Annotated in this window: 9 protein-coding genes, 2 tRNA genes and 1 pseudogene; 8 read left to right on the forward strand and 4 right to left on the reverse strand. The window is 71.4% G+C overall.

Annotated features, from left to right (window positions below):
* Both HPY23_RS33250 and HPY23_RS22930 read left to right on the forward strand, forming a co-directional pair.
* Positions 1–175, forward strand: a pseudogene (locus HPY23_RS33250) (methylmalonate-semialdehyde dehydrogenase (CoA acylating)); the annotation flags it as partial.
* A gap of 464 nt (positions 176–639) precedes the next feature.
* A complete protein-coding gene (locus HPY23_RS22930) occupies positions 640–1,314 on the forward strand; it encodes a transporter substrate-binding domain-containing protein (protein ID WP_334318820.1) in 675 nt (224 codons plus the stop codon).
* 240 nt (positions 1,315–1,554) lie between these two features.
* On the opposite strand, the gene HPY23_RS22935 is transcribed toward HPY23_RS22930, so the two are convergent.
* The gene (locus HPY23_RS22935) at positions 1,555–3,246 is read right to left on the reverse strand and encodes a methyl-accepting chemotaxis protein (RefSeq protein ID WP_200601840.1); all 1,692 of its coding nucleotides are present in this window, start codon (positions 3,244–3,246) and stop codon (positions 1,555–1,557) included.
* Between the two features lie 680 nt (positions 3,247–3,926).
* Between HPY23_RS22935 and HPY23_RS22940 the strand changes: the two genes are divergently transcribed.
* Positions 3,927–4,652, forward strand: a complete 726-nt coding sequence (locus HPY23_RS22940) for a class I SAM-dependent methyltransferase (RefSeq protein WP_091889648.1) — start codon at positions 3,927–3,929, stop codon at positions 4,650–4,652.
* Between the two features lie 67 nt (positions 4,653–4,719).
* On the opposite strand, the gene HPY23_RS22945 is transcribed toward HPY23_RS22940, so the two are convergent.
* The 3 genes from HPY23_RS22945 to HPY23_RS22955 form a co-directional block, all read right to left on the reverse strand.
* The gene (locus HPY23_RS22945) at positions 4,720–4,926 is read right to left on the reverse strand and encodes a hypothetical protein (protein ID WP_060846025.1); all 207 of its coding nucleotides are present in this window, start codon (positions 4,924–4,926) and stop codon (positions 4,720–4,722) included.
* 86 nt (positions 4,927–5,012) lie between these two features.
* Positions 5,013–5,087: transfer RNA gene (locus HPY23_RS22950), tRNA-Val, on the reverse strand.
* Positions 5,088–5,230: 143 nt separating this feature from the next.
* Positions 5,231–5,305: transfer RNA gene (locus tag HPY23_RS22955), tRNA-Val, on the reverse strand.
* A 469-nt stretch (positions 5,306–5,774) separates the two neighbouring features.
* On the opposite strand from HPY23_RS22955, the gene HPY23_RS22960 reads away from it, so the two are divergent.
* The 5 genes from HPY23_RS22960 (at position 5,775) to HPY23_RS22980 (ending at position 18,738) form a co-directional block, all read left to right on the forward strand.
* On the forward strand, positions 5,775–7,871 hold the full coding sequence (locus HPY23_RS22960; RefSeq protein WP_236012755.1) for a glycosyltransferase family 2 protein: 2,097 nt from the start codon (positions 5,775–5,777) through the stop codon (positions 7,869–7,871).
* Between the two features lie 85 nt (positions 7,872–7,956).
* Positions 7,957–9,261: a UDP-glucose dehydrogenase family protein gene (locus tag HPY23_RS22965; protein WP_060846024.1), complete on the forward strand. Its 1,305-nt coding sequence runs from the start codon at positions 7,957–7,959 to the stop codon at positions 9,259–9,261.
* A 76-nt stretch (positions 9,262–9,337) separates the two neighbouring features.
* On the forward strand, positions 9,338–9,574 hold the full coding sequence (locus HPY23_RS22970) for an Lrp/AsnC ligand binding domain-containing protein (protein ID WP_048426071.1): 237 nt from the start codon (positions 9,338–9,340) through the stop codon (positions 9,572–9,574).
* Positions 9,575–9,913: 339 nt separating this feature from the next.
* Positions 9,914–17,371 carry a type I polyketide synthase gene (locus tag HPY23_RS22975; protein WP_210344509.1) on the forward strand — a complete coding sequence of 2,486 codons (7,458 nt, stop codon included), beginning with the start codon at positions 9,914–9,916 and terminating at the stop codon, positions 17,369–17,371.
* Positions 17,368–18,738, forward strand: coding sequence for an aminotransferase class I/II-fold pyridoxal phosphate-dependent enzyme (locus HPY23_RS22980; protein WP_091889652.1), 1,371 nt, complete (start codon positions 17,368–17,370; stop codon positions 18,736–18,738). Before HPY23_RS22975 ends, HPY23_RS22980 begins: the two co-directional genes overlap by 4 nt.
* Positions 18,739–18,741 lie beyond the last annotated feature (3 nt).

The following is an 18,741-nucleotide window of genomic DNA, read 5'->3' on the forward strand; positions in this document are numbered from 1 at the left end:
CCCGGTGCCGATGGCGTTCCACTCGTTCGGCGGCTGGAAGGCGTCGCTGTTTGGCGACCATCACATGCACGGGCCGGAGGGGGTGCGGTTCTACACCCGGTTGAAGACCATCACGACCCGCTGGCCCACCGGCATCCGCGCCGGCGCCGAGTTCGTGATGCCGACGATGAAGTGACCGCGGCGGCGAAGGAGGCGGGGCCGAGCCGAGCTTCCTTCGCCTTATCCCGGCCAAGCAGATTTTGCCTAAGTGGTCGCCGATTCGGTGCCGGAAGTCTGCGACGAAACAAGAACCTGAGCGGGCGAAGCGTTGGCCTGCCCACGGTACACGACAGGGGCGTGAAGCCTCTCTGCGTCAAGGCTTTCCCATACACCACCTCATCCTGAGGTGTTGGCGATCAAAGATCGCACGTGATCGACGATCGCTGAGCCTCGAAGGACGCCTCCAGAAATCGCAGCGACATCCGGAGGCCTCCTTCGAGGTCAGTCGATCTTCGATCGACTAACGCCTCAGGATGAGGTCGCGGGTGGGAGAGGTAATCATCGCGGATTCACGTCGCTGCCGTGTGCCGTGAGGCCTGCCAACGCAAGTCTGCTTAAGCGCTTCGGGCGCTTGGGGACACACCGACGATGAGAGATCCCGTGACGAGCGATCCGGCCGCGGCCCGGCCTCTGCGCATCGCGATCAATCTCGCCAACGCGGCGCTCGTGCGGATCGGGGAGCACGACGGCGAGCCGCACGGGATCGCCGTCGACCTGGGCCGCGCGCTCGGCGAGTGGCTCGATCGCCCGGTCCGCCTCGTGACCTTCCCGTCGGCCGGCGCCCTCATGGCGTCCGTCGGCGACGCCGGATGGGACGTCGCGTTCATCGCCGTCGATCCGGCGCGCGCCGACCGCGTGGCGTATAGCCGCCCTTATACGCGCATCGAGGCCGTTTTCGCCGTCCGGGAGACGAGTCCGCTCCGGAACGGCGACGACGTCGACCGGCCGCAGGTCCGGGTCGCATCGGCGGCCGGGGCCGCCTACCACGGCCATCTCGCCCGGTCCCTCCGGCACGCCGAGCTGTCGATGGTGCCGACGCCGGGCGACGCTCTGCGGCTCCTCTGCGAGGGCGGATGCGACGTCGCGGCGGGCGTCAGGCAGGCCGTCGAGGCGTTCGCGGCGCAGCGCACGGATCTCCGCCTCCTGCCGGGCCGGTTCATGGCGATCGAGCAGGCGCTCGCCGTGCCGCGGCAAGGGACGCTCGGCGCCAGCGTGCTTGATGAGTTTCTCGCGCACGCAGCAGCGAAGGGCATGATCGATGACGGTGCGATCTAACGCTCTATTTCAAATATAACTGCAGAATATAACTTATTTATACAATATATTTATCGGATCTGTCTCGATCGAACTTGAAAATCCTGGCTCATCGCTTGCTGGATGCAGTACCGGCGCCGTCGCCCGCCCGCGGCGACGGGCCTGCCGGGCAGGACGACGGCCCCGGAAGAAGCCGTCGATGGGGATCGCGGCGGCCCGCTCGCCTTCTCGTCGCGAGCGCTGGCCGACGAAAAGGCGGTTTCAGGCGGCCCGCACGGTGGCGAGGAATCGGGCGACCTCGGCGCCGAGATGCTCGGATTGCCGCGACAGCTCGGAAGCTGCGGACAGGACCTGTCCGGCCGCCGCCCCCGTCTCCTCCGATGCCTGCGCCACCCCGGCGATGTTGCCCGTCACCTCGGTCGTCCCCACCGAGGCCTGGGCGACGTTGCGCACGATCTCCTGCGTGGCCGCGCCCTGCTGCTCCACCGCCGCCGCGATCGACGTCGCCACGCTGTCGATCTCCCGGATGCGGCTTGTGATCGCGCCGATCGCCGTCACCGCCTGCGCGGTCACCCCCTGCACCTCGCCGATCTGGCGCGCGATCTCCTCGGTCGCCTTGGCGGTCTGCTCGGCCAGCGCCTTCACCTCCGTGGCCACCACCGCGAAGCCGCGCCCCGCCGCGCCGGCGCGCGCCGCCTCGATCGTGGCGTTGAGCGCCAGCAGGTTGGTCTGGCCGGCGATGCCCGAGATCATCCCGACCATGTCGCCGATCCGGCCGGCGTTCTGGCTGAGCGCCTGGACGAGCTGCGCGGTCTGGCTCGCCTCGCCCACCGCCGCCTGGGCGAGATGGGCCGAGCCGGTCACCTGGCGGCCGATCTCCTGCACCGAGGCGCCGAGCTCCTCGGCCGCCACCGCGACCGTGTTGACGTTGGTGGCGGCTTCTTCCGCGGCGGCGGCCACGGTGGTCGACTGGGACGCGGTCTCCTGGGCGGTGTCGGTCATCTGCTGGGCGGTAGCTTGGAGCTCGGTGGCCGAGGACGAGACCATGCCGACGATGCCGCCGACGGCGCGCTCGAAGCCGTCTGCGAGCTCGATCATGGTGCGCTTGCGCTCGGCGGCCGCCGCCGCGTCGGCGCGGCGCTTGATCTCGGCCTCCTCGGCGGCCTTGCGGGCGACCATCGCCTTGATGCCCTCGACCGCCTTGCCGACGGCGCCGATCTCGTCGCCGCGGCCGGCCTCCCGGATCTCGGCGTCGATCTCGCCGCGGGCCATGCGCTGCAGCACCCCGACGAGGCCGGCGAGCGGACGGGTGATGCCGAAGACCACGATGAGGACCGAAAGCGCGATCGCTCCGATCAGCCCGGCCGCCGCCGCGGCGGTCAGCATCCACACGGCCTTCGAGACGGATTGCTCCGCCTCGTCCCGGGCCTGGCGCAGCTCGGCGTTCAGGCGATCGACGCGCTCCTCGACGAAGGTCCGCATCTTCTCGCGGGCGGCGCCGGCGTCGACCAGCAGGGCTTTGACCGCCGCCTCGTTGTCGTTCCTGAGGCCGAGGGCGGCCGCCCTGTCGGTGGCGGCGAAAAAGGCCTGCAGCAGGCTTTGAAGCGTCTGGTTAATGGCCTGGCGCTGCGGCGTATCGGCCATTGCGATCAGGGTGTTCGCGGCGTCGAGCGAGGCCCTCACGGCGGCGTCGTAGCGGAGCTTGTACCCCGCCAACTCCCGCTCGCGGGTCTCGAGGATGAGGTTGCGGGCCGCGATGGCAACCTCGTTGGTGTTGATCCTGATGCTCAGGATCCGCTCGAGCCGGACGGTTTGCTGGTCGACGATGCCGCGCATCTGCTTGGCAAGGCCATCGAGGCTGCCGACGGCATAGACGACCAGCCCGCAGGACACGGCCGCCATGAGCAGCAGCGGCACGACCGATTTCAGCATGATTTTGGTATTGCGAAGCATGACAGATTCCCCCGTCCGGTAATTTTTATGCAAACAGCATCTCCCAAATATAATTTACAATCTACTAATGTACGCAATTTTGAAATCGTTTTCACGAATAAAAACTCCAGAATATATCTTATGAAAATCATCGAAAATCGATAGAATTTTTATGTGCTCTAGGTCATAACAAGAATATATCATTTTTTCCCTACAGGCTACAGGGAGGTAGAATGGGTTCCGTTAGGGCGGAACGACCGGACTGTCATCTGCTGAACATTCGATGCCGATCAAATCGCCCTGCAATCCAATCGCGCACGTCAGGGCGGCCGGGCGATGTGCCGCCGACGGCCTCGATCCCTGCCGCCGCTCCGCCCGCATCGACCGACGCCCCGTGCCCGTGCCCGCACCGCGCGGACGATCCGGTCGGATATCGGCCCGCTCGGGGTGGTCTCGTCCCGGGCGCGGCCATGCTCGCCCGGTCCGGCATGACGCTCCAAGTTGGAGTGCCAAGCTTGACGGTTGCATGGGTTGTTTCTACCCTGCGGCGTGATCCGTGATGATGTCGATCGTATAAGTATCTCTCACAAAACTCCCGATCACCGCCTCGGCTCGCTGTGGTGGCGACATCGCGGCGGGAGTTTTGTGAGGTGCACTAAGACGGGGTCGGGTGAATGGGTGCCGCTTCGTCACGGTACGATGTGCAAGAGCATGCCGGATCGAACTACAGGGAAGTCCTGGCGAAGATCCACGCGACGCTGCAGCCGCGCAATTACTTCGAGATCGGCACCCGGGAAGGCGGCACGCTCGCTTTGGCGAAGTGCGACGCGATCGCCGTCGATCCCACCTTCGTCATCGCCGATCCCGCCATCTTTTCGACGCGTCGGATGTCGCTGCTGTACCAGATGACGTCCGACGACTTCTTCGCACGGTTCGACCCCAGGGACCTGTTCGGCGAGCCCGTCCAGTTCGCCTTCCTGGACGGCATGCACCGGTGCGAGTTCCTGCTCAGGGATTTCTACAACACGGAGGCGGTGTCCGCCCCGAACTCGGTGATCGCCCTGCACGATTGCCTGCCGCCGGAACTGCCGATGACGGCGCGCACCGAGGCGGGCATCGTCCCGGTCAAGCCGTCGCGCACCGGGTGGTGGACCGGCGACGTCTGGCGCACGGCGCTCCTCCTCAGGCAGGTCCGGCCCGACCTGGAGATCCTGGCGCTCGATTCCTTCCCGACCGGGCTCGTGCTGGTCACCAACCTCGATCCCGGGTCGTCGTACCTGAAGGACAACTACAACACCCTCCTCAAGAGGATGATGTCGTACGACCTGGCGACGATCGGCATCGAGCGCTTCTTCGAGGAGATCCGGGTCGTCAGCACGTCCGAGATCGACAGCGACGAGAAGCTGACGGCGCGGTTCTGGCTCTGAGGGTCCGTCGCGGCACGGTCGCCGCGCCCCGTCCCGGGCACGCTCGCTGCAACACGCGAGGGGGCCTTCAGCCCTCCGCGGCCCGCAGCGAGCGGGCGCAGGCCGAGAGGATCGCCCGCGCGGTCTCCGGGTAGTCGCCGTCCAGGACGGCCTCGAGGGTGCCGACGGTCTCGGCCAGCAGCGCCTCGCCGTCGGCGACGCCCTGCTTGTGCAGCGCGACCGCGAGCGCGGTCGTCAGGGTGGCGAAGGCGACACCCACATCCTGGTCGGTCATGAGAGGATTCCGTTCCGTCGCGGAGCCGGCTGCCGGGCGATCCTGCCGGGCTGCGAGCCTCTCCGGGGGGAAGGACCGGGGTACGATGGTGGGCGCGACAGGGATCGAACCTGTGACCCCTACGATGTCAACGTAGTGCTCTCCCGCTGAGCTACGCGCCCATCGCCCCGTGCAAGCCGTAGCTCGCCGTGCGGTCCGTCTTCGGGCGGTCCCGTCGCCGGGGCGCCCTGGTCTGGTACAAGCGACCGAGCGGTCTCGGTCTCGTCGCGCTCCGGGGGGATGACCCCTGACATCCGAAGTGCGATGGTGGGCGCGACAGGGATCGAACCTGTGACCCCTACGATGTCAACGTAGTGCTCTCCCGCTGAGCTACGCGCCCTCGAGGCCGTGTGGGCGGCCCCGGTGTGAGAGGGCGTATAGAGGCAGTCGCGGCGGGTGACAAGACGGTTCCGCGGGCCGGCACGGTTTTCCGTCGCCGGCTCCAGATGGCGGCTCGGGCCGGGCGCCGGCCGGGCGGTCCCGCCCGCCGGGCGCCGCGGCCGTACGAGCCTCGATCGCGCCTGTCCCGGGCTCTGGCCGGGCCTTGCCAGCCGCTCCCGCCGCCTGCTACACGGTCGGCCGCCTGACTTGGCGTAACCAATTGATTTCGTTGAGAATGACGAGGCCCGGCTCCGCTCGCCGGCCCCGCGGCGGCGATAGAGGCGCGAGCACAGGTGACGGCCCAGACCCCTTCCGCGTCCCTCCCCGCCTCCCGGCCCGCCGCCCTGCAGGCGTCGCTCCGCCTCGGGCGCGGCCGCGTCGTCCGGCGCGATTTCGCCCGCCTCGCGCTCGAGTTCGGGGCCGAGGGGCTGAGTCTCGACGTGGCGGATCTCGGGCTCGGGGCGCGCTGGGTCTCGATCGCCTTCAAGGACGAGAACCACGGCGCCTTCAGCCGGGTCGAGCTCACCGCCATCGTGGACGGGCCGGAGGGGCCGCAGGGCACCAGCCTCGACGAGCGCGCCTTCGGCCACGGGCGCTTCACCTGGCTCGGGCGGCTGCCCGCCGGCACCACGTCCCTGCGGCTGACCCCGACGCTCGGCGAGCCGGCGCTGGCCATCGCCGAGTTCACCGTCACGGTGCGCAGCCGCCTCGCCCTCGTCGGCCGGGCGGCCCTGCGCCGGCCGGTCCTCACCGCCCAGGCCCTCTTCTGGCGCTCCGTCGGCAAGCGGGTGCGCTCGCAGCACCGTCTCGCCCGCGCCCTCGTGCCGCCGGGGCTCACCGGCTACGACACCTGGGTCCGTCACTTCGACACCCTGAGCGAGGCCGACCGCGGCCGCATCACCGCCGAGGTGGCGCAGTGGCGCGAGCCGCCGCTGATCTCGGTGGTGATGCCGGTCTACGACCCGGGTTCCAAGGTCCTGGAGGAGGCCCTGCGCTCGGTGCGCGGGCAGCTCTACCCGCATTGGGAGCTCTGCATCGCCGACGACGCCTCGACCGACCCGGCGGTGCCGCGGCTGCTCGCCCGGGCGGCGGCCGAGGATCCGCGCATCCGCGTCGAGCGCCGGCCCGAGAACGGCCACATCGCGGCGGCCACCAACACCGCGCTGGCGCTCGCCCGCGGCGCCTACGTCGCCTTCATGGACCACGACGACGTGCTGCCGGCCCACGCCCTCTATGAAGTGGCGAAGGCGATCCGGCGCGAGCCCGACCTCGACCTGATCTACAGCGACGAGGACAAGATCGACGCCGACGGCCGGCGCTTCGAGCCGCACTTCAAGGGCGACTGGAACCCCGAGCTCCTCTACGGCCAGAACTACCTCAACCACCTGACGGTAGTGCGCCGCAGCCTCGTCGCGGCGGTGGGGGGGCTGCGCCCGGGCTTCGAGGGCAGCCAGGACCACGACCTGCTCCTGCGCCTGAGCGACCGGCTCGACCCGGCCCGGGTGCGCCACCTGCCGGCGATCCTGTACCACTGGCGCACCGCGATCGGCTCCGGCACCTTCTCGGACGCGTTCCTGGCGCGGGCCGAGGCGGCGCGCCTCCAGGCCCTGGAGGAGCTGGTGGCGCGGCGCGGCTGGCCGCACCGGGTCGAGCGGGGCCCGCTCGGCTTCAACCGGCTGGTGCGCGCCCTGCCCCACCCGGCCCCGCTCGTCTCGGTGGTGATTCCGACAAAGGACCGGGCCGAGCTGCTGCGCGTCGTCCTCGACGGGCTCCTGACCGGGACCGACTATCCGGCGATCGAGGTCGTGGTGGTCGACAACGGCAGCACCGAGCCCGCGGCCCTGGCGCTCCTGGAGCAGGCCGCCGCCGATCCGCGGGTGCGGGTGCTGTCGCGCCCCGGCCCGTTCAACTTCTCGGGGCTCTCGAACGACGGTGCTGCGGCCGCGCGCGGGCCGCTGCTCCTGTTCCTCAACAACGACATCGAGGTGGTCGCGCCGGGCTGGCTCACGGAACTGGCCTCGATCGCGGTCGAGGACGGGGTCGGTGCCGTCGGCGCCAAGCTGTCCTATCCGGACGGCACGCTCCAGCACGGCGGCGTGGTGCTGGGGGTCGGCGGCGTCGCCGGCCACAGCCACCCGGATATCGGGCCCGACGACCCGGGCTATTTCGGCCGCATGGTGATCTCGCAGGAGGTCTCGGCGGTTACCGGCGCCTGCCTGATGATGCGGCGCGCGGTGTTCGAGGAGGTCGGCCGGTTCGACGCCGCGCATCTGGCGGTCGCCTTCAACGACATCGACCTGTGCCTGCGGGTGCGCAAGGCCGGCTACCGGGTGATCTGGACGCCGCACGCCGCCCTGACGCACCACGAATCGAAGAGCCGCGGCAAGGAGGACACCCCCGAGAAGCGCGCCCGCTTCGAGGCCGAGGTCGCCACCATGACCGAGCGCTGGGGGCCGGAGCTGCGCAACGACCCCTACTACAACCCGAACCTCGCCCGGGCGAAGGCGCTGTTCCGCCTCTGGTGACGGGGCGGACGTTGCCCGTTTTGCACTGCAACGCTACAGCGGTGCCCGCGGGCGCCGCGCCGCGCCGCTGCCGGGAGGACGTGAGATGCGCGTTGCGATGGTGGGGGCGGGGTATGTCGGCCTGGTCTCCGGAGCCTGCTTCGCCGATTTCGGCCACACCGTCACCTGCGTCGACACGGCGCCGGAGAAGATTACCGCCCTCAAGGAGGGCCGCATCCCGATCTACGAGCCCGGCCTCGACGCGCTGGTGGCCGAGAACGTGCGCCAGGAGCGCCTGACCTTCACCACGAACCTCGCCCAGGCGGTCGCCGGGGCCGACGCGGTGTTCATCGCGGTCGGCACGCCCTCGCGTCGGGGCGACGGCTTCGCCGACCTCTCCTACGTCTACCAGGCAGCGCGCGACATCGCCGCCGCCGTCACCGGGCCCACCGTCGTCGTCACCAAGTCCACGGTGCCGGTCGGCACCGGCGACGAGGTCGAGCGGATCGTCCGCGAGGCGCGGCCGGACATCGCCATCGCGGTCGCCTCGAACCCCGAATTCCTGCGCGAGGGCGCGGCGATCTCCGACTTCAAGCGGCCCGACCGCATCGTCGTCGGTGCCGACGATCCCGCCGCGGCCGCCGTGGTGAGCGAGCTCTACCGCCCGCTCTACCTCAACCACGCGCCGATCCTGGTGACGAGCCGGCGCACCGCCGAGCTGACCAAGTACGCGGCCAACGCCTTCCTGGCCACCAAGATCACCTTCATCAACGAGATCGCCGACCTGTGCGAGCAGGTCGGCGCCGACGTGCAGGAGGTCGCCCGCGGCATCGGCCTCGACAACCGCATCGGGCGCAAGTTCCTGCATGCCGGGCCGGGTTACGGCGGCTCGTGCTTTCCCAAGGACACGCTGGCGCTGGTCAAGACCGCCCAGGATGCGGGCTCGCCGGTGCGCCTCGTCGAGACGGTGGTGGCGGTCAACGACAGCCGCAAGCGCGCCATGGCCCGCAAGGTGATCGCCGCCTGCGGCGGGTCGGTCCGCGGCAAGCGGATCGCCGTGCTGGGGCTGACCTTCAAGCCCAACACCGACGACATGCGCGACGCGCCCTCGCTGTCGATCATCACCGGGCTGCAGGATGCCGGCGCCGCGGTGACGGCCTACGACCCGGAGGGCATCGAGCAGGCCCGCCCGCTCCTGCCCGACGTGGCCTATGCCACCGATGCCTATGCCTGCGCGGAGGGCGCGCACGCTCTCGTGATCGTGACCGAGTGGGACGCCTTCCGGGCGCTCGACCTCAAGCGCCTGCGCGAGGCGATGGCCGAGCCGGTTCTCGTCGACCTGCGCAACGTCTACCGGCCCGAGGATGCCCGCAAGCACGGCTTCGCCTATGCCAGCGTCGGGCGGCCCTGACCGATCCGCCGGATCCCGATCGTCGATCGGGATCCGTTCCCTGTCATGAATCCAGACGATCGCCGGGAGCGAGCCGATGCAGACCTTCTTCGTCGAGATCAAGTGCCGCCTGGGAAAGACCTACACCGTGGCGAGTGCTCTGGCCGATCGGGAGATCGCCTCCGAGATCTACTCGACGGCCGGCCACTACGATGTCCTGGCGAAGTTTCACGTCGATGACGGGGTGGATATCGGACATTTCGTGGCCGAGCACGTCCAAACCATCGCGGATATCCAGGATACCCGCACCATCATCACCTTCAAGGCGTTCTGAGCGCGATCGGCCCGCCTCGCCGCTCCGCCCCATTGCCACCCGATTCGTCGGGTCTAAGGCGGGGCGGGCGCGACCGGCCCGGCTCGGGGTGCCTTCGAGCTTGGCAGCATTACCTGTGAGTTCTGGTATTTCTACCGGATGACAGTGTTGTGGCGCCTATGCGGGCCTTGTGCCTCGCTATGCCGCAGGACTTCGACTGATGAAGGCATGTCACAGGTGGGCCAAGTCTTGCCCTATCGGTGCGGATGGCTCCGTTCCGGGGTTGGCGCGGTGCCGGCCTCATACTATGGGTTAGGGTGAATGCCCGGGTGCGGCGCCGCCGCGTCCCGTCCTCCGTAAATGAGCGTGTGCGAAGCGAACGTGATACAGCGTCCTGACATCGCGATCATCGGTCGGTCCTGCCGGCTGCCGGGCGCCTCTGGCGTCGACAGCCTGTGGCAGATGCTCGTCGAGGGACGGTGCGCCGTCTCGCGCATCCCGGAGGACCGGTGGTCCCTGGAGCGCATGGGCCACCCCCGGGCGCAGGAGCGCGGCAAGAGCTACACCTGGGCGGCCGGCGTCATCGACGATCCGTGGTCGTTCGATCCGTCGGTCTTCGGCATCTCGCCCCGCGAGGCCGAGCAGATGGACCCGCAGCAGCGCCTGCTGCTGGAGCTGACCTGGGAGGCCCTGGAGAATGCGGGCCTGCGGCCGTCGGCGGTCGCCGGCAGCCCGATCGGCGTGTTCGTGGGCGCCTCCTCGCTCGATTACGGCAACCTGCGGGTGCTCGACACCGCCTCGGGCGACGCCTACGCGGCGACCGGCAACACCCTGTCGATCCTCTCGAACCGCATCTCCTACATCTTCGACCTGAAGGGGCCGAGCTTCACCCTCGACACCGCCTGCTCGTCGTCCCTCGTCGCGCTGGACGCCGCGGTCTCGGCGATCGCCTCGGGGCGGATCGACACGGCGGTGGTGGCGGGCGTCAACCTGCTGGTCAGCCCGTTCAACTTCGTGTCGTTCTCGAACGCCTCGATGCTGTCGCGCACCGGCCTGTGCCAGGCCTTCTCGGCCAGCGCCGACGGCTACGTGCGGGCCGAGGGCGGCGTCGTCCTGGTGCTGCAATCGGCCGAGGCCGCCGCCCGCAACGGCGCGACCGTGCGCGGCGTGATCGCCGCCTCGAAGGTCAACTCGGACGGGCGCACCACCGGCATCTCCCTGCCGTCGGGCTACGCGCAGGGCGCGCTGCTGGAAGAGATCTACCGCGAGGCCGGGGTCGCCCTCGACGCGATCGCCTTCATGGAGGCCCACGGCACCGGCACCCCGGTCGGCGACCCGATCGAGGCCGGCGCCATCGGCGGCAAGCTCGGCCGCGGCCGCTCGACCCCGCTGCCGATCGGCTCGATCAAGACCAATATCGGCCATACCGAGCCGGTCTCCGGCCTCGCCGGCCTGCTCAAGGCGAGCCTGGCGCTGGAGCACGACCTGCTGCCGCCCTCGCTGCACAGCGCCGAGCTCAACCCGGCGATCCCGTTCGACGAGCTGAACCTCGCGGTCAACCGCACCCTGCGCCCCCTGCCCCGCACCGGCGCGGAGCGCTTCGCGGGCGTCAACTCGTTCGGCTTCGGCGGCACCAACGCCCACGTCATCCTGACCGACCCGGCTCCCGTCGCGCCGTCGGCGTCCGCGTCGGACCCCGCCCCCGAGGTGCTGCTGGTCTCGGCCCAGACCAAGGCGGCGCTCGCCGATCTCGCCCAGGACTACGCCGCCCGCCTCGACGGGGCTGACGCGGCCGAGGTGTCGCGCGTCGCCGCCGCCGCCGCGCATCGCCGCGAGCGCCTGCCGGTGCGCGCCGCGATCCCGCTGCGCGACCTCGACGCCGAGGCCGTGACCGAGGCGCTGCGGGCCATCGCCGAGGGCGAGGAGACGCCCGCGGCCTCTCTCGCCACCGCGGTCGAGCGTGCCGGCGGCGTCGCCTTCGTGTATTCGGGCAACGGCAGCCAGTGGGCCGGGATGGGCCGGGACGCCTACGCCCTCAACCCGGTCTTCCGCGCCCGCTTCGACGAGACCGACGCCCTGTTCCGGCCGCTCGCCGGCTGGTCGCTCAAGGAGGCGCTGTTCGCCGACGACCTGGAGGCGCGACTCGCGCTCACCAGCGTGTCGCAGCCGCTGATCTTCGCCATCGAGGCCGCCTCCACGGCCGCCCTGAAGGCCGTCGGCCTCACCCCGACGGCGATCGTCGGCCATTCGGTCGGCGAGATCGGCGCCGCGGAGGCCGCCGGCATCCTGACGCTCGAGCAGGCGGTGAAGGTCATCTTCTACCGCTCGAAGCACCAGGAGGCGACCCGCGGGCTCGGCACCATGGCGGTGCTGCTCGCCCCCGTGGAGGAGGTCGAGGCCTTCCTCGTCGACTATCCCGCGCTCGACATCGCCGCCCTCAACAGCCCGAAGGCCGTGACGGTGGCGGGCCCCGTCGCGATGATCGACGCCGCCATGAAGGCGCTGGCGCGCAAGCGCCGCCGCGGCCGCAAGCTCGACCTCGACTACGCCTTCCACGGCCGCCTGATGGACCCGATCGAGGCGCCGCTGCGCCGCGACCTCGCCGGCCTCGCGCCCTCCCCCGGCACCGTGCCGCTGGCCTCGACGGTGACCGGCGACGTGCTCGACGGCACCGCTTTCGACGCCGGCTACTGGTGGCGCAACATCCGCGAGCCGGTGCGCTTCAGCGCGGCGGTCCAGGCCGCGGCGCAGGCCGGCGCCCGGATCTTCGTCGAGGTCGGCCCGCGCCCGACCCTGCTGCCGCATATCGGCGACTGCCTCGAGCCCCTCGGCCTCGACGGCGCCACCGTCGGCGTGCTGCCGAAGAAGACGCTCGCCGCCGACCCGTTCCGGCGCGCGCTGGCCGCGGCGCTCGCCGCGGGCGCGGCGGTCGACGAGGCCGTGGCCTTCGGGGCCGACCCGGCCGGGGCCGTGGCGCTGCCGCACTACCCCTGGCAGCGCAAGGTCTTCCGCCTGCCGGAGACCACCGAGGCGGTGAACCCCGCGAGCGCCCGGCCCTACCATCCGCTGATCGGCGCCCGCCAGGGCGCGGACGGCCTGGAATGGCTGGCCCATCTCGACGTCGCGACGGTGCCCGAGCTCGACGACCACCGCATCGACGGCCAGGCGATCCTGCCCGGCGCGGGCTTCGCCGAGATGGCGCTGGCGGTCGGCCGCGAGGTCGTGCGCTCCGAGGGCGTGACGCTCGCCGACCTCGAGATCCAGCAGCCGATGGTCTTCGCCGAGGAGGGCGTGCGCGAGGTGCTGTCCCGGTTCTCCCCGGGCGCCAACCTGGTGCAGATCCTCTCCCGGCCGCGCCTGAGCCAGGCGCCCTGGCAGCTCCACGCCGTCGCCAAGCTGGTCGAGGGCGAGACCCCGGCCCCGGCGCGCCTCGCGGTCGCGGCCCTGCCCTCCGAGACCACGGTCGAGGGCGAGGCGCTCTATGCCCGCGCCCGGGCGTCGGGCCTCGGCTTCGGCCCGTCCTTCCGCCAGGTCGCCCGCTCGGCCCGGCTCGACGAGGCCACCATCGTCTCCGAGCTGCAGCCGGCTCACGCCGAGGCCCGCTACGGCCTGGCGCCGGCGCGGCTCGATTCGTGCTTCCACGGCCTGATCCTGCTCTTCGCCGACCTCCTCGGCGAGGCGGCGACCCGGGCCTACGTGCCGATCCGCTTCGGCGAGATCCGGCTGGTGCGCCCCGGCGCGGCCATCGCCCGGGCGGTGATCCGCACCCGGCGCTGCAACGAGCGCAGCATCCTGGCCGACTTCACCCTGGTGGACGAGGCCGGCGAGGTCATCGCCACCTTGCGCGAGGGCCGGTTCCAGGCCCTGCGGATGAAGGCCGGGGGCGACCTCGACGCCTTCGCGATCCGCCAGTTCACCGAGCTCGCCACCGAGCCGACCGCGATCGCGCTGGAGCCGCAGCCGGCGGTCGCCGCCCTGGTGCGGCGCCAGGCCGGTGCGGTCACCGCCAAGGGCGATGCCGCGCTCGGCGCCGGCCACATGCTGCTCGAAGGCTGGGCGACCTCCCTCGCCGACCGGCTCGCCCGCGGCCTCGCCGTCGGCGGCATCGTCGACGTCGCGGCCTCGCGCCGGCTGCCGGCAGCCTTGCGTCCCTGGCTCGTCAACCAGCTCATGGCGCTCGAGGTCAGCGGGCTGGCCGAGTCCGCGGGCGACGACCGCTGGCGCCTGCGCGCCGACGTGACGCTGCCGGCGACCGACGAGATCATGCGCTGGATCGCGGCCGACCATCCCGAATTGTCGGCCGAGCTCCTGCTCTGCGCCGATCTCGGCGCCGTAATGTCGCGCATCCTCGCCGGGACCCTCTCCGACGCTCCCTCCCTGCCGCAGGCGGCGCTCGACGCCTTCTGCTTGCGCGGCGCCACCGTGCGGGCCTCGGCCGACGCAGTGATGCGGCTCCTCGACGACAGCGCCGCCGCGCTGCCGCGCGACCGGGCGCTGCGCCTGCTCCAGGTCGGGTTCGGGCCGCTCTCGGCCCAGGTCGCGACCTTCGCCGGCCTGCATGAGGCGCGCCTCACGGTGTTCGAGGCCGACCGGCGCCTCGCCGAGCGCGCCCGCCTCGCCCTGCCGTCGGGCGTCACGATCGTCGAGGATCCGGCGCAGCTCGGTCTCGCCGCCTTCGACGCCGTGTTGGCGAGCGACGTGCTCCACCGCGCCTCCCGCGACCTCCTCACCCCGCTCGCGGCGTCGCTGGCGGCCGGCGGATTGTTCGCGGCGGTCGAGCCCGGCGCCTCGCTGTTCCGCGACATGGTGTTCGGCCTTGATGCCGGCTGGTTCGAGGTCGCCGGCAACCTGCCGGTCGGGCGCCTCGACGACGTGGCGGGCTGGCAGCGCTCGTTGAGCGCCGTCGGCCTCGTCAAGGTCGCGGCCGACCGGGCGGTCACCCGCAACGGCAACGACCTGCTGCTGCTCGCCGAGGCCCCGCCCCGGCCGAAGGCCGCCGCCGGCCAGACCTTCGCCTTCGTCATCGGCTCCGAGGACGAGTTCGCGGCCGAGACCGCCTCCTCGCTGGCCACCCTCCTGGTCGCGGGCGGGGTCCACGTCTCGATCATCCTCGATTCCGAGGCGTCGCTGCGCGAATTGGAGCGCGAGACCCCCGACACGGTCGTCTACCTCGCCGGCGCCTTCAACCGCGGCGGCGAGGCGGCCGAGCGGCTGCGCGAGCGCTGCCTCGGGCTCAAGCGCTGCGTCGAGCATCTCGGCACCCGCCAGACCCGGCTCTGGGTCGTCTGCCCCGGCGCCACCCGCGACCGCGGCGGGCCGGCCTGCAGCGTCGAGGCCGGGGTGTGGGCCTTCACCCGCACGCTGGCCAACGAGGTCGCCTCCCTCGACGTGCGCCGCATCGACCTCTCGCCGTCGATCTCCTCGAAGCGCGCCGCCGAGCGCCTGCGCGACCTGATCCTGTCGGGCACGCACGAGACCGAGATCGTGGTCGACGACGCCGCCACCCGGGTGGTGCGCTTCGCGCAAGGGGCGCGGCCCGTCCGCCGCTCCGGCGCCGCAGCTCCCGCCGCGCGCCTCGAGCGCAGCACCACCGGCGGCCTCAACGAGATGCACTGGGGGCCGGCCGAGCGGGCCGCCCCGGGTGCCGGCCAGATCGAGATCGCGGTCGAGGCCACCGGCCTCAACTTCCGCGACGTGCTCTGGGCCCTGTCGATGCTGCCCGAGGAGATCCTGGAGGACGGCTTCGCCGGCCCGCGGCTCGGCCTCGAATGCGCCGGCCGCGTCGCGGCGGTCGGTGCGGGCGTGACCGCGTTCAAGCCCGGGGACCGGGTGGTGGCCTTCGCCCAGTCGGGCTTTGCCACCCACATCGTGGTGCCCGAGATGGTCGTGGCGGCCGCCCCCGAGGGGCTGTCGTCCGAGGCGGCCGCCACCACGCCGGTCGCCTTCCTCACGGCCTTCTACGGCCTGGTGACGCTCGCCCGCCTCAAGGCCGGCGAGTGGGTGCTGGTCCATGGCGGCGCCGGCGGCGTCGGCCTCGCGGCGCTCCAGATCGCCCGGATGCGCGGCGCCCGGGTCATCGCCACCGCGGGCTCGAACGAGAAGCGGGCGCTGGTCAAGGCGCTGGGCGCCGAGCACGTGCTCGATTCCCGCTCGCTCGCCTTCGTCGACGACATCCGCCGCATCACCGGCGACGGCGTCGACGTGGTGCTCAACAGCCTGTTCGGCGAGGCGATGGAGCGCAGCCTCAACTCGCTCAAGCCCTTCGGGCGCTTCGTCGAGCTGGGCAAGCGCGACTACGTCGCCAACACCCATATCGGCCTGCGGCCGTTCCGCCGGAACCTGTCCTACTTCGGCGTCGACCTCGACCAGCTGCTCCAGTTCCAGCCCGACGAGGGCAAGCGGCTGTTCCGCGAGGTGATGGCGCTCTTCACCGACGGCAGCCTGAAGGCGCTGCCCTACCAGCCCTTCGCGGCGGAAGAGGTCTCGGACGCCTTCCGGCTGATGCAGCAATCGGGTCACGTCGGTAAGATCGTGATCGCGCCGCCGAAGGCCGGCACGATCCCGGCCGAAACGGGCAAGCCCTTCGTGGTCGCCACCGACCGCGTCCACCTCGTCACCGGGGGGCTCGGGGGCTTCGGCATCGAGGCGGCACGCTGGCTCGCCGACCGGGGGGCGCGCCACATCGCGCTCGTCGGCCGCAAGGCGCCGTCCGGCGAGCCCGCGCTCTCGACGATCGCCGAGCTGAAGGCCCGCGGCGTGTCGGTTCAGGTCGAGTCCTGCGACATCGCCGACCGTGCCTCGGTCCAGCGCCTGCTGGATCGCGTCGAGGCCAAGGGGGTGAAGCTCGCCGGCATCATCCACGGCGCGATGGTGCTGCAGGACGGCCTGATCGCCAACCTCGATCCGGCCGCCCTCGAAGCGGTGATCGCCCCGAAGGTGATCGGCGCCGGTCACCTCGACGCGCTCACCCGCGACCGGGCGCTCGACTACTTCGTGCTGTTCTCCTCGGCCACGACCTTCATCGGCAATCCGGGCCAGGGCTCCTACGTCGCCGCCAACGGCTTCATGGAGGGGCTGGCCCGCCAGCGCCGCCGCCTCGGCCTTCCGGCCCTGGCGGTGGCCTGGGGCGCCATCGGCGACGTCGGCGTGCTCGCCCGCAACAAGGCGGTGATGGAGACGCTGGCCGGCCGCGTCGGCGTGACCCCGGTCGATGCCCGCAAGTCCCTCGACCTGATGGCCGAGGCGCTGGGCGTGCAGGGCGGCGCTTCCGACGACGGGGTGATCGCCATCGCGTCGATGCACTGGGGCAAGGCGCGCGAGCGCCTCGCCACCCTGCGCTCCCCGAGCTATGCCAGCCTCGGTTCCGAGCAGCAGGCGGAGGCCGGCGGCGCGGTCGCGATCAGCATCCCGGGCCTGTTGCGCGCCCACGACCTCGACGACGTCCGCAAAACGGTGGCGGACGCCATCGTGGAGGACATCGCCCGGATCCTGCGCCTGCCCAAGGACGACATCAGCCGGGTGCGCCAGCTCTCCGAGATCGGCCTCGACTCGCTGATGGGCGTCGAGCTCGGCGCGAGCCTGCAGGAGCGCTTCGGCCTCGACGCGCCGCCGTCGGGCGTGTCGAGCGGCCAGACCGTGACCGAACTCGCCGACACCCTGATCCAGTCGGTGGCGGCCCCGGTCGACGAGAGCGCGGCGGCGGTGGTCAGCCTGTCGCAGCGCCACGGCGGGGTCGAGTCGGCCGATGCCGAGGCGCTGCAATCCCTCCAGGCGCTGGTCGAGAAGAACAGCCAGGACATCAAGGTCATCACCCAATGAGCAGCGGATCCTCCCATGGCGCGGGCGGGCGCGAGGCCCTGGCGGGCTTCGTCGCCGCCCGCCTCGGCAAGGCTCCCGTCCGCCCCGCCCCGGCCCGGCCGGAGCCCAAGCCCGCGCTCGCGCAGGCCCAGAGCTTCGACAGCCTGCCGGCCTACAAGGAGCTGAAGCTCCAACGCTCCGCCGCCGACCTGATCGGCCTCGGCAATCCGTTCTTCCGCGTCCACGACGCCAAGGCCGGCGCGACGACGCAGATCGACGGGCGGACCTTCACCAACTTCTCGTCCTACGACTATCTCGGGCTCAACGGCCATCCGGAGGTGAACGCGGCGGCGCAGGCCGCGCTGTCGACCTACGGCACCTCGGCCTCGGCGAGCCGGATCGTCGCCGGCGAGCGCCCGGGCCACCTCGTCCTCGAGAAGGCGCTGGCCGCCCATTACGGCACCGAGGCCTGCGTGGTCATGGTGAGCGGGCACGCCACCAACGTCGCCACCATCGCGGCGCTGCTCGAGCCCGGCGACGTGATCTACCACGACACCCTGATCCACAATTCGGTGGTCACCGGCGCGCAGCTGTCGGGCGCCCAGCGCCGCAGCTTCGCCCATAACGACCTCCAGGCCCTCGAGTCGCTCCTGCACGCGACGCGCCACGAGCACCGCCGGGCGCTGATCGTGATCGAGGGCCTCTACAGCATGGACGGGGACGCCCCCGACCTCGCCGGCTTCGTCGCCCTCAAGGAGCGCTACGGCGCCTGGCTGATGGTCGACGACGCCCACGGCCTCGGCGTGCTCGGTAAGGACGGCCACGGCCTGCACGAGCATTGCGACGTGCCCCCCGGCAGCGTCGACATCTGGATGGGTACGCTGTCGAAGACGCTCTCGTCCTGCGGCGGCTACGTCGCGGGAGCCGGCGCGCTCATCGAGCTCCTGAAGTGCACCGCGGGCGGCTTCGTCTACTCGGTCGGCCTCTCGCCGCCGCTCGCCGCCGCCGCCACCGCCTCGCTGGCGCTGATGCGGCGCGAGCCGGAGCGGGTCGCGCGGCTGCGCCGCAACGGTTCCCTGTTCCTCGCCTGTGCCCGCGAGCGCGGCCTCGATGTCGGCACCAGCCTCGGCCTCGCCGTGGTGCCGGTGATCCTCGGCGACTCGCTCAAGGCCGTGACCCTGTCCGACCGGCTGTTCCAGCGCGGCATCAACGTGCAGCCGATCATCCACCCGGCGGTGCCGGAGCGCTCGTCGCGCCTGCGCTTCTTCATCACCTCCGAGCACACGCCCGAGCAGATCCGCGAGACCGTGACGGTGCTCGCCGACGAGCTCGACGAGCTGAACCAGGGCGGCTCGCTGGTCGAGCGGCTGATGGCGCGGCGGGCCTGACGG

It is taken from the genome of Methylobacterium ajmalii, from assembly GCF_016613415.1.
Classification (GTDB): domain Bacteria; phylum Pseudomonadota; class Alphaproteobacteria; order Rhizobiales; family Beijerinckiaceae; genus Methylobacterium; species Methylobacterium ajmalii.